Consider the following 11,537-nt stretch of genomic DNA (forward strand, 5'->3'; position numbering starts at 1 on the left):
ATGCCATGCAGGCGTGCATTCGAAGCTGTTCCGCCCGCGAAAGCCCCAACTGGCGCGCCCGCCGAGATCAGTCCGGTGCGCCTGATGCGGTGAGCGCCTGGAGCGCGCCGCGCAACCCGTCCGGAATCGGGATCGGCTTCTGGCTGGCGCGCCCGACATAGACATGGGTGAAGCGGCCCTGCGCCGCCGCCTGCTCACCACCACGCCGGAAAATGCCGATCCGATAGGTCACCGAACTGCGGCCCAGTTTCTCGACCGCAATTCCGGCCTCGATCGTCTCGGGGAAGGCGACGCTTTCGAAATAGGTGCAGGCCGTTTCGACCACCAGGCCGACACTCTCGCTTCCGGCAAGATCGAGATGCCCCTGCTCGATCAGCCAAGCATTCACCGCCGTGTCGAACCAAGAGTAATAGACAACGTTGTTGACGTGACCATAGGCGTCATTATCGGCCCAGCGCGTCGGAATCGCGCGAAACAACCTGAAATGGGAGCGACCAAGCCGCACCGCGCGTTCGCTCATCGGCCGCTGCTCCCCGTCACTGCCCCGGCTTCTCGCCTGTCCCGATCTCGGGCACGCCGAGCGCATCGGCCAGCCTCGCCTTGGCCGAGCCCGGCTTGAGCGGCTTCTGCTGGCTTTCATGAGGCGCCCAGCCGGAAAGCCAGACAATCTCGAATGTCGCGCGCAACCGGCTGTCGGAATCGGCGAAGCGCTCGGCATAGAGCCCAGCTGCACGCATCAGCGTGTCGCGACGCAACGGCGCCTTGCGCCGGTCGGTCAGCACATTGGCCCAGCCCATCGCGCGCAAATCGCGCAGAAGCCCGAACAGGTCGCGATAGCGCACCGTGACCAGCTCGCTGTCGACCACCGGAAGTGCGAATCCGGCGCGTTGCAGCAGGCTGCCCATGTCGCGCAGATCGGCGAAGGGCGCGACCCGCGGGCTCACGCCACCGGTCGTCTCCGCTTCCGCGGCCACCAGGACTTCGCGCAATTCCTGAAGAGTACGACCGCCAAGCAGGCAGCCGATGAAGAGACCATCGGGCCTAAGCGAGCGCCTGATCTGGATCAGCGCCCCCGGCAGGTCGTTGACGCCCTGCAGCGCGAGCAGCGAGGCGGCGAGATCGATCGAAGCCGCTGCGAGCGGCAAGCGCTCGAGATCGCCGACGACATCGCCTCCGGCCCCTTCGGTCTCCGCCATTCGCCAGAGCGCCTCGGCCTTGGCGCGCAGCACGGGACCTGTAACCGGCAGCGGCGTGCCGAGATCGGCTGCCAACGCGAAGCGGCGCAAGACCGCGGCGAGCCGCTCGTCGAGATCCTCGCTGGCGCGGGCCAGCAGGAAATCGGGATAGCCGCCCGCCACCGCCCGTGCCAGGCGGCGACGGGCGAGATCACGATCGAAAACGAGGGGACCGTCAGCCATGCCCGCGCTCCGGCGCTATTGCGGCTTCACTCCATTCCTTCCAGCTCGATGATCAGCCCTTCGATCATGGTGAGGCCGATCTGCCAGAAAGCGGGATCGCGCGCATCGAGACCGAACGGCTTCAGAAGCTCGGAATGGTGCTTGGTTCCGCCGGCCGAGAGCAAGGCGAAATAGCGCTCTTGAAAGCCCCCGGCAGAGTTCTGATAGACCCCGTAGAGCGAGTTCACCAGGCAATCCCCGAAGGCGTAGGCATAGACATAGAAGGGCGAATGGATGAAATGCGGGATATAGGCCCAGAACGGCTCGTAGCCCGGTCCGAGTGTGATCGCCGGCCCGAGACTTTCCGCCTGTACGCTCATCCAGAGTTCGCAAAGCTGGTCCGCCGTCAGTTCCCCCGCCTTGCGCGCCTCATGCACCTTGCGCTCGAAGGAGTAGAACGCGATCTGGCGCACGACCGTGTTGATCATGTCCTCGACCTTGGCCGCCAGCATCGCCTTGCGCTGCTTCGGATCAGTGGTTCCATCAAGCAGCTTGCGGAAGGTCAGCATCTCCCCGAAGACGCTTGCCGTTTCGGCCAAGGTCAGTGGCGTCGGTGCCATCAGCGCCCCGTTCGGCGCCGCCAGGACCTGATGCACGCCATGGCCGAGCTCATGGGCGAGTGTCATCACATCGCGCGGCTTGCCCTGGTAGTTCAGCAGCACATAAGGGTGGACCGACGGCACGGTCGGGTGCGCGAAGGCACCCGGCGCCTTGCCCGGCCGGGCCGGCGCATCGATCCAGCCCTCGTCAAAGAAGCGCCGGGCAATGCCGGCCATGTTCGACGAAAAAGCGCCATAGGCGTCGAGAACCGTGTCGCGCGCCTCGGTCCACGGAATCGTGCGCTGCTCGACCTTCGGCAGCGGCGCGTTGCGATCCCAGAAATCGAGCGCCTCACGGCCAAACCAGCGCGCCTTCAGCTTGTAGTAGCGATGCGACAGGCGCGGATAGGCCTCGCGCACGGCCGCAACCAGCGCATCGACGACCTCGCGCTCGACCCGGTTCGCCAGATGCCGCGAATCGGCGACATCCTCGAATTTGCGCCAGCGGTCGGAGATTTCCTTGTCCTTGGCAAGCGTGTTGGTGATCAGCGAGAACGTGCGCAGATTGCCGCGCAAAACCCCACCCAGGGCTTCGGCGGCGGCCTTGCGCACCGCACCGTCGGCGTCCTGCAGCTTGTTCAGGGTGAGTTCGAGCGTCAGCTCCTCGCCATTCACCGTGAAGCGCAGCGAGGCGACGGTCTCGTCGAAGAGCCGGTTCCAGGCCCCACGCCCGGTCACCGACTTCTCGTGGAACAATTCCTCGATCCGGTCTTCGAGCTGGTGCGGCTTGTCCTTGGCGAGATCCTCGATCCAGGGCTGCCAATGGCTCAGCGGTGGCTCGGCCGCGACCTTCGCCAGCAGCGCCTCGTCGAGGCGGTTGAGCTCGAGCCCGAAGAACAGCAGTTCGGTCGAGGCGGTCGTCATCCGGTCCTGGGTGTCACCGTAGAACTTGGCGCGCGTCGGATCGGTGGTGTCGCCGGAGTAGACGAGGCCGGCATAGGACATGATCTTGCCGAGCAGGTCTTCCAGTTGCTCATAGGCACGCACGGCCTCGGCGAGTGTCGCGCTCGCATCGTCACGGGCGGCGAGTTCCGCCAGCTTGCCGCGATAGAGCGCCGCGAAGCGCTGCGACTCAGTCAGCGCGCGCTCGAGATCGGCGCTGAATTCGGGCGAATCCATCGACGGGTAGAGATGGCTGAGATCCCATTCCGGCAGCTTGCCCAGTGCTTTCGCGGCCTTGGCGGCGCTGCTCGCCGCGCTTCTTGCGACGTTGGCGGAGATCGTCCCGTCGAAAGCAATCGTCATGTCAAAGGCACCTCGCTGGCGAAACCATCCATACCCATATGCGCGGACAAGGCCGCGCGATCAACGCCACCGCCAGGCGCCGGCGCTTAAGAGCGGCTTAACCGTTCTGGATGACAGTGCCCCGAAACGGAACACTGATTCTGCAGCGACCGGTATCGAGGTTTCATGACAACCACCGTTCTCGTCGTTGATGACGACCCCGTTCAGCGCCGACTGCTCGACGCCATGCTCAAGCGCTTCGGCTACGACGTCGTCGTGACCGAGAGTGGCGACGAGGCGCTTGCCTTGCTCGGCAATGGCGAGACCGGAGCCTTCGACGCGGTGGTCCTCGACCTGGTCATGCCCAATCTCGACGGCATGGGCGTGCTCTCCCGGCTGCGTGAGCGCGGCATCGACACGCCGGTCATCGTGCAGACCGCGAACGGCTCGATCGAAACCGTGGTCTCGGCCATGCGCGCCGGTGCGGTCGACTTCGTGGTCAAGCCTGTCGGCGCCGAGCGACTGCAGATATCGATCAAGAACGCGCTGAAGCTCGGCGCGCTGGAACACGAGCTGCGCTATCTCAAGCGCCGCGCCTCGGGACAGCTCGGCTTCCGCGATCTCGCCACCAAGAGCCCGGACATGGGCCGCGTCATCGGACTGGCCGAACGCGCCGCGAAATCGAACATCCCGATCCTGATCGAGGGCGAATCCGGCGTCGGCAAGGAGGTGCTGGCGCGCGCCATCCAAGGCTCCAGCGATCGCAAGGGCAAGCCCTTCGTCACGGTGAACTGCGGCGCAATCCCGCATAACCTCGTCGAATCGATCCTGTTCGGCCATGAGAAGGGCGCCTTCACCGGCGCCACCGAACGCCATATCGGCAAGTTCGTCGAAGCCAATGGCGGCACGCTCTTCCTCGACGAAGTCGGTGAATTGCCGCTCGATGCCCAGGTCAAGCTCCTGCGTGCCATCCAGGAGGGTGAGGTCGACCCCGTCGGGGGCAAGAAATCGGTGCGCGTCGACATCCGGATCATTTCAGCCACCAACAAGAGCCTGCTCGATCAGGTGAAGCGCGGCGAATTCCGCGAGGATCTCTACTATCGCCTCAATGTCTTCCCGATCACGCTGCCGCCGCTTCGGCAACGCTGGGAGGACATCGCCGATCTGGCCCGCGGCTTCCTCGTCCGTTTCGCCGCCGAAGAAGGCAAGAAGCTGCGGGCGATCTCGCCCGAGGCTCTCAACCTGATCAATGGCTATGACTGGCCGGGCAATGTCCGCCAGCTCGAGAATGCGATGTTCCGGGCGGTCGTGCTCGCGGATGACGATGAGCTGACCGTCGCCGAGTTTCCGCAGATCGCGGCGCAGATGGAAGGCTTTGATGTCCGCATCCCGGCCGCGCCAGCCGCAACCGCCCGCCCCGAGCCGCGCGACGAGGCGCCGCGCATCATTCAGGTGCCGGTGCGCGATCCCAATGCGCTCGATCTGGTCGCCGGCTCCGACATCCGCAAGCTCGAAGAGCTCGAGCGCGAGATCATCAAATTCGCCCTGGCGCATTATCGCGGACACATGTCCGAGGTCTCGCGCAAGCTCGGCATCGGTCGATCGACGCTCTATCGCAAACTCAAGGATTACGGGCTGATCGAGGGCAATGACGGATCTGCGAACTCGGATGCGGCATAGGCGTTGTAGAGCTGAAAGATGCCCGCTGTTGCACCCCCGCATCTTGTCGAAACAGACCGAGTCGCGCAGGTATCGCGGATATCGGGCAGAGCTATGAGGAACTGGACCATGCGTCGTCGCCACTGGGCGAGCTTTGCCTCTGCATCGGTCCTGGCCTTGGCCCTCGGCACCGCATATGCGTTTGCGCAGGGCACTGCTGAGCCCGAACTCGGAATCCCCCTGCCCGAGCAGCCGACGCTGCTGATCCTGAACGGCGACAAGCCGCCCGAGAGCCTGGCGCCACCGGTCTTGCCCGAGGTTGTCGTCACCGTCGAGACAGCCCCGAAGGCCGGAAACGCCGAGCCGGAGATGGTGACCGGCACGGTTGCTCCCTCGGCCCAGCCGCAGGGCGGGCTTGCTCCGCTCGAGGTCCCGGCGACGCCTGCCACGACGCCCGGCGTCGACCTCGACGAGCCTGTGGTTCTCGACATCCCGGCTATCGATCTGCCGCCCTCCGATCCGGCACTTGCGCCCGCCGCCAGGCCCGCACCGCTGCGCTCGGCCGAACCTGTGATTGCGCCACCGGACCTGCCCAAGGTCGTGGTCGAGCTTCCCGCCGGACCCGCGCTCGCTGCAGAAATAGCTGAACGCGCGCCGGAAGCGCTGGCCTTGCCGCGCCTCGCGGAGCGCGAGCGCAGCGAAATCCTCGCCGCCTATCAGGCTTTCGAGAACCGTCCCTTCTGGATCGACGGCAAGGGCTGGAGTGCGGCCGCCAAGCTGCTCGTGGCGCAGTTGAGCCGCGCCGGCGAGGATGGCCTGCGGCCGACCGACTATCCGCTGCCCGTTTTCGAGGCCAGCGACAAGGGCAGCCTCGCCGAGGCCGATGTCCGGCTTTCCGCGCTCGCCGTGCTCTATGCCCGCGACGCGCGCGGCGCCCGCATCGACCCGCGCCGGCTTTCCAAGCTGATCACGCCGACACTGTATCTGCCCTCGGCCACCGAGGTCCTCTCCGAGCTCGCGGCTGTCCCCGACCCGGGCAAGGTGCTGGCAGCCTACAACCCGCCGCATGAAGGCTATCGCCGGCTGAAGGCCAAGCTCGCCGAACTGCGTCGGCATCAGGACGATGCGCCCATGGTGCGCATTCCGGCCGGACCTCCGCTCAAGCTCGGCATGCGCGACGAGCGCGTACACCTGATCCGCGCCCGGCTCGGGCTCGGTCCGTCCGACGAAGCGGTGTTCGATCGCTCGACCGCCACTGCGGTCGCCGAGTTCCAGAAACAGGCCGGCCTGCGCGCCAACGGCATCCTCAGCGCCCAGACGATCGCGGCGCTCGGCACGCCGGCGACCAACCGCGCTCAGCAGGACATCGTTGCGCAAATGGAGCGCTGGCGCTGGCTGCCGGCCGATCTCGGCCAGACCCATATCACGGTCAATGTGCCGGAGTTCCAGATGCGGGTGATCCGCGACGGCAAGGTGGTACACCACGCCCGGACCATCGTCGGTAAGCCGGAATCGGCGACGCCGATCTTCTCCCACCGGATGGACCATGTCGTCGTCAATCCGTCGTGGTTCGTGCCGCCATCGATCCTGAAGAAGGAGTTCCTGCCCGGCCTCGCCGCCGATCCGGACTATGCCGCCAAGCGCGGTTATATCGTGACCCGCCGCGGCAGCAACATCTCGGTGCGCCAGCCGCCGGGCGAGCGCAATGCGCTCGGCTGGATCAAGTTCATGTTCCCGAACGACCATGCCGTCTACCTGCATGACACGCCGAACCGCAGGCTCTTCGCCACGGAGCGCAGGGCCTACAGCCATGGCTGCGTACGCCTCGACAATCCCTTCCTGCTCGCCGACCAGGTGCTTGGCCCGGAATGGACGACAGAGCGCCTGAAGCGTCTGATCGGCTCTGGCGAGCGCACCATCCGGCTGCCGCAGCCGCTGCAGATCCACCTTGTCTACAACACCCACGTCGTCCAGCCGGACGGCAAGCTGGTGACCTTCGACGATATCTACGGCTTCCACCGTCTGGTGCGACAGGCTCTGGAGCAGCGCGGCTAAGATCGTGGCGAAATAGGGATCGGGCACCTTTTCGCCACGATCCACAGCTAGCCAGCTTCGGCGGAAAGAATCGTGGCGGGCAGGTTACCTGCTTGTTAACCTGCTGTTAACGCATCTCCGCAACTGTTCGTTGACGTTTGCCGAGCTCCTTGCCGGCGCTTCGAGACGGGTCAAGTAGCTTGAGCAGATCCTCAGCCACCATGCCGAGACGGCTTCTGCTGCGCGTGATGCCGGGCTTCCGTGGCGGACTGACGTTGGCCGTTGCATTCGCGGCCCTCGTCTGCGGTGTCCGCGGCACACAGAACGCCGTCGCCAATGGCGACACCCGCACGATCTCCATCCGGCACATGCACACCAAGGAGGAGATCACCGTTACCTTCAGGCGCGACGGGCGTTATGTGGCCGAAGCCCTGGAAAAGCTGAACTGGGCCCTGCGCGACTGGCGCGTCGACGAACCCATCAAGATGGATCCTCGCCTGTTCGACGTCGCCTGGGAGGTTCAGCGCGCCGTCGGCTCCGAACAGCCCTTCCACGTCGTCTCAGCTTATCGCTCGCCCGGCACCAACTCGATGCTGCGCCGGCGCTCGCGCGGCGTCGCCAAGCACAGCCAGCATACGCTCGGCAAGGCAATGGACTTCTACCTGCCGGATACCTCGACAGCCAGGATTCGCGAAGCCGGCATGCGGCTGCAACGCGGCGGCGTCGGCTTCTATCCGGGCGCGCATACCCCCTTTGTCCATCTCGACGCCGGCTCGGTCCGCTCCTGGCCGCGCATGACCCGCGACCAACTGGTACGCCTCTTCCCGGACGAGAAGACCGTGCACCTGCCGGCCGATGGCCAGCCGCTTGCCGGATACGAACTGGCCAAGGCCGACGTCCTGGCGCGCGGGGGCGCCGTAGCTGGTTATGCTGCCGCTGATCTCGACGAAGGCGCAGTGATCTCATCCGGGCGCAAGAGCCTGTGGGCCGCCCTCTTCGGCGGCGATGACGAGGAGGCGGATGCGCGGCCTCAGCGCGGGCGCGCCGCGGCGCCGAAGCCGCAGCCGGTCGTCATGGCCTATGCCCGCCAGAATTATGCCGACAGCAGCTCCGAGGATGGCGGCACGCGCTTCGGCGCATCGCTCCTCGCAGCCCCGGCGCCGGAGCCCGCTCCGCGCGTGACGCGCCCAAGCCGTCAGGCACCGGTCCCCCCTGAGCCGCAGCCGGTTCAGGTCGCGGCGCTTGCTCCGGCTCCCGCTGCTGAAGAGATCAGGCCGAAGCTGATCGACGCCCCTTTCCCCATCGCACGCCCCGGTGGCCTCACCCCGCCGGCAGCGCAGCAGGGCGCTGTCCAGGTCGCTGCCCTGCCGCAGCAAGGCGGAGCGCTTGCCTTCGCACCTCAGCTTGCGCCCGGCGGTCGCGCTGGCGAAGAGCAGAAACTGATCCTGGCCTCTTTGCCGCCGCGCCGCCCCGGCGAAATGACCACGCTGGTCGAGACGATCGTCGCGGGCCAACCGATGGCAGCGCCGCTGCCGCCGTCGCGTCCGGTCGCTTTCGCAAACCTCGCCACGGCCTCGTTGCGCGGCAGCGACGCGGACCCGGCACCGGCCATCCAGCAGGAAGGCAAACTGGTCACGATCGCTCACCCAATGCCGCCGAGCCGGCCACAAATCGGCAGCACGGCCATTGCCCGAACCGAACGAAACAACAGCAGCAGCGCTCCGCACACGCCGATCGTTGCGCAATATGATGCCGACCGTTCGAACCTGGACTCGCTCTTCGCCGCGGTCAGCCGTCCCTTGCCTGAAGGTCGCAAGGTGACGGTTGCGACCGCTCGCGCCAAGGCCGCCTCGGCCCCGCCATCCGGTTGGGTCCAGGGCCCCAGCCCTGCCGCCTCGCTCGGCTTCAGCCATGCCGATCCGAGCGACGCCAAGACCGGCAGCTTCAGCGGCCCTGCCGTAAGGCCGCTGCCGACGAACTTCGTGCAGAACTGAACAGGCTGAACCGGCCGCTCACTCCCTATCGATTGGCCAGGCCTTGAACACGTCCAGCTCCTCGCAGGCGCGCGCCTGAGCAGCGAGAGCCGGCCAGCGGCTCTCCTCGACATAGTCCGGGATCACGAAGCGGCAGAATCCCCAGGCGATGGCAGCCGCAATATCGGCAGGCTCAAGCTCCGGCCCAGAACCGAGTTCACCGCGCTGGGCTGCCCGGTCGAGCAGATCGAGCGCCGTGTGCAACTGCGTCACGATGCGCTCCTGCCAGGGCGCGTAGCGCTGGGCTTCCGGACGTTTGCGCTCATATTCCACCGAGACGGCCTTGTCCGCCGCGACGATGCCAATGCCGGTCAGGCTGAGATCACGCACCCGCGCAGTGTCTTCGATCGGTCGCAGGGAACGGCCGGCGACATCCTCGAAATGCTGGATGATCAGCAGCGACTCGCTGATCACCGTGCCATCGTCGCAAACCAGCGACGGCGCCTTGATCAGGGGGTTGATCGCCCGGAACGCATCCATATGGCGGAACACCGAGACCGAGCGATGCTCGAAACCGACCTCGAGCAGGGCTCCGGTGATGGCGGCACGCCGCACATAGGGGCTGTCCAGCATTCCAACGAGCAGCATCGCAATCTCCGTTTCCGAGCGCGTGCAGACTGCCGGCTCGTTCAAGGAATGCAACGCCAAATCATGTGATAGCGAAGATCACGCCAATTGATGGGCAGGCAGCTCGGCTTCCGGCGCAACAGCATCATCGGAAACGGGCTCCGCACTGAAGGACAATCCGCGCGCCTTGGCCGCCATCTGGCAGCGATCCCAGCTCGGCTCGCCTCCGAAATGCTCGACCAAGAGATCGATCAGAACGCGCACCTTGCCGGGAACATAGGCGCCTGGCGGGCGCACGATGAAAAGCCCCTGCTCCTTCATCGGATAGTCCAGCAACAAGTGCTCGAGGGCGCCTCTGCTGATCGCGTCCGTGAGCATGAAGGTCGGTAGCACGGCAAGCCCGAGCCCAGCCTCCGCCCACTCCGCCAGGGTCTCTCCGCTGTCCGAGCGCAGCCGACCGGTCGGCCTGACCGAAACCCAGCGCTTGCTCATGCGGAAAGTCCAGTCCGTCGTCGCCGTACCCGTGTAGATGAGGCAGTCATGCTCGGTCAGATCGAGCGGCGAGACGGGGCGGCCCCGGCGTTCGAGATAGTGCGGGCTCGCGACCACGGCTCCGTAGACCGGTGCGATGCGTCGCGCGACCAGGCTGGAATCCTTGAGGGTGCCGATCCGGATCGCCGCATCGAAACGTTCGCCGATCAGATCGACATAACGGTCGCTGGCCTCGACATCGAGTTCCAGCTTGGGGTGGCGATGCGCGAGCTCGGCCAGGACCGGCGCGACATGGCGCACGCCGAAGGTCAGCGGCATCGACAGACGCAGCCGCCCGGCAACGCCTCCCGTTTGCAGCGCCACCGATTCACGCGCCTCCGCCAGGTCTGCAAGGATGCGCTCGCCACGCGCCTTGAACTCGATCCCGGCCTCCGTGGGGCTGATGCCGCGGGTCGTGCGGCTGAGCAGCCGGGTACCGAGATCGGCCTCGAGCCGCGCGATGCGACGGCTGACAATCGACTTCGACAGACCCAGCACCTTGCTCGCGCGCCCGAAGCCACCGGTCTCGACCACGGCAATGAAGCTGCGGATGTCATCGAGCTCCGACATGAAAGCGTTCCTCTGAGAGCAACAGTATGGTTCCCACTATGGGCGTTCTGGTGCGTGAAGTGAACCGCTATGTTGCATCGCATCGAAGCCACCCCTCCCGTTTCAGGATCGCAACCATGTCCAACCTTCTCGTTCTCAACAGCAGCGCCCTCGGTTCGGCTTCCGTTTCGAAGCAGCTCGTCCAGGATACCGTTACCCGCCTCACCGCCCTGAACCCGGCCCTGAAGGTCGTCGAACGCGACATCGGCACTGCGCCTGTCCCGCATCTGACTCTCGATTCCGCGACCGCCATTCGCGGCGGCGAGCCAGCCAACTCGGCCCAGGCGGAAGCCCGCAAGCTGTCCGACGCGCTCGTCGAGGAACTGAAGGCGGCCGATATCATCGTGGTCGGCGCGCCGATGTACAATTTCGGCATCTCGTCAACGCTGAAGGCATGGTTCGACTATGTGCTGCGCGCCGGGGTGACCTTCCGCTACACCGAGTCCGGCCCGGAAGGCCTGATGACAGGCAAGCGCGCGATCGTGGTCGAGAGCCGCGGCGGTCTCTACAGCAGCGGCCCGGCCCAGATCATGGACTCGCAGGAGCCGCATCTGCGCACCCTGTTTGGCTTCATGGGCATCACCGATGTCACCTTCATTCGCGTCGAGAAGCTCGCCTTCGGCCCCGAGGCACGCGAGCAGGCGATCAACGCTGCCCAGGCCGAACTGAAGCTGGTAGCCTGAGCCACATATTTCGCAAGACAGGACAGGGCCGGCGTCAGGAGGTTGACGCCGGCCCTGTCTATGCAGCGCCAGCTCCGCCACGCGAGAGGCCAAGCTGCTGCGGTGCGGACCTCAGGGAATAAGACGCCGTCCCGCTCGTTT

General features: G+C 66.0%; 9 protein-coding genes. 4 read left to right on the forward strand and 5 right to left on the reverse strand.

Translation table 11 applies throughout. The annotated features are described in order from the left end of the window. Window positions 1-67 precede the first annotated feature (67 nt). The 3 genes from FG93_RS06655 to FG93_RS06665 are packed head-to-tail and all read right to left on the reverse strand — an operon-like array spanning window position 68 to window position 3,301. On the reverse strand, window positions 68-520 hold the full coding sequence (locus FG93_RS06655) for a thioesterase family protein (protein ID WP_043233161.1): 453 nt from the start codon (window positions 518-520) through the stop codon (window positions 68-70). A 16-nt stretch (window positions 521-536) separates the two neighbouring features. After that, window positions 537-1,418, reverse strand: a complete 882-nt coding sequence (locus FG93_RS06660; protein ID WP_043233163.1) for a methyltransferase domain-containing protein — start codon at window positions 1,416-1,418, stop codon at window positions 537-539. A 26-nt stretch (window positions 1,419-1,444) separates the two neighbouring features. After that, window positions 1,445-3,301 carry a M3 family oligoendopeptidase gene (locus FG93_RS06665; RefSeq protein WP_081881348.1) on the reverse strand — a complete coding sequence of 619 codons (1,857 nt, stop codon included), beginning with the start codon at window positions 3,299-3,301 and terminating at the stop codon, window positions 1,445-1,447. Between the two features lie 165 nt (window positions 3,302-3,466). On the opposite strand from FG93_RS06665, the gene FG93_RS06670 reads away from it, so the two are divergent. From FG93_RS06670 to FG93_RS06680, 3 genes are all read left to right on the forward strand, one after another. After that, on the forward strand, window positions 3,467-4,960 hold the full coding sequence (locus FG93_RS06670; RefSeq protein ID WP_043233165.1) for a sigma-54 dependent transcriptional regulator: 1,494 nt from the start codon (window positions 3,467-3,469) through the stop codon (window positions 4,958-4,960). Between the two features lie 108 nt (window positions 4,961-5,068). Next, on the forward strand, window positions 5,069-6,994 hold the full coding sequence (locus FG93_RS06675; protein WP_161783783.1) for a murein L,D-transpeptidase: 1,926 nt from the start codon (window positions 5,069-5,071) through the stop codon (window positions 6,992-6,994). Window positions 6,995-7,194: 200 nt separating this feature from the next. After that, the gene (locus FG93_RS06680; protein ID WP_052513438.1) at window positions 7,195-8,967 is read left to right on the forward strand and encodes a DUF882 domain-containing protein; all 1,773 of its coding nucleotides are present in this window, start codon (window positions 7,195-7,197) and stop codon (window positions 8,965-8,967) included. Between the two features lie 18 nt (window positions 8,968-8,985). Here the strand turns inward: FG93_RS06680 and FG93_RS06685 are convergent, their stop codons facing one another. Beyond that, window positions 8,986-9,594, reverse strand: coding sequence for a glutathione S-transferase family protein (locus FG93_RS06685; protein WP_043233258.1), 609 nt, complete (start codon window positions 9,592-9,594; stop codon window positions 8,986-8,988). Window positions 9,595-9,672: 78 nt separating this feature from the next. After that, on the reverse strand, window positions 9,673-10,674 hold the full coding sequence (locus FG93_RS06690; RefSeq protein ID WP_043233166.1) for a LysR family transcriptional regulator: 1,002 nt from the start codon (window positions 10,672-10,674) through the stop codon (window positions 9,673-9,675). 116 nt (window positions 10,675-10,790) lie between these two features. Here FG93_RS06690 and FG93_RS06695 point away from each other — a divergent pair, with 116 nt between their 5' ends. Continuing rightward, complete coding sequence (locus tag FG93_RS06695) at window positions 10,791-11,396, forward strand: FMN-dependent NADH-azoreductase (RefSeq protein ID WP_043233167.1); 606 nt, start codon at window positions 10,791-10,793, stop codon at window positions 11,394-11,396. Window positions 11,397-11,537 lie beyond the last annotated feature (141 nt).

The organism is Allobosea sp. LC85 (assembly GCF_000735605.1).
In the GTDB taxonomy this organism is placed as follows: domain Bacteria; phylum Pseudomonadota; class Alphaproteobacteria; order Rhizobiales; family Beijerinckiaceae; genus Allobosea.

Bases quoted from the DNA above. Each gene is read 5' to 3' on its own strand.
- FG93_RS06655 (WP_043233161.1), bottom strand. From the start codon at position 520: ATGAGCGAACGCGCGGTGCGGCTTGGTCGCTCCCATTTCAGGTTGTTT.
- FG93_RS06660 (WP_043233163.1), bottom strand. From the start codon at position 1,418: ATGGCTGACGGTCCCCTCGTTTTCGATCGTGATCTCGCCCGTCGCCGC.
- FG93_RS06665 (WP_081881348.1), bottom strand. From the start codon at position 3,301: ATGACGATTGCTTTCGACGGGACGATCTCCGCCAACGTCGCAAGAAGC.
- FG93_RS06670 (WP_043233165.1), top strand. From the start codon at position 3,467: ATGACAACCACCGTTCTCGTCGTTGATGACGACCCCGTTCAGCGCCGA.
- FG93_RS06675 (WP_161783783.1), top strand. From the start codon at position 5,069: ATGCGTCGTCGCCACTGGGCGAGCTTTGCCTCTGCATCGGTCCTGGCC.
- FG93_RS06680 (WP_052513438.1), top strand. From the start codon at position 7,195: ATGCCGAGACGGCTTCTGCTGCGCGTGATGCCGGGCTTCCGTGGCGGA.
- FG93_RS06685 (WP_043233258.1), bottom strand. From the start codon at position 9,594: ATGCTGCTCGTTGGAATGCTGGACAGCCCCTATGTGCGGCGTGCCGCC.
- FG93_RS06690 (WP_043233166.1), bottom strand. From the start codon at position 10,674: ATGTCGGAGCTCGATGACATCCGCAGCTTCATTGCCGTGGTCGAGACC.
- FG93_RS06695 (WP_043233167.1), top strand. From the start codon at position 10,791: ATGTCCAACCTTCTCGTTCTCAACAGCAGCGCCCTCGGTTCGGCTTCC.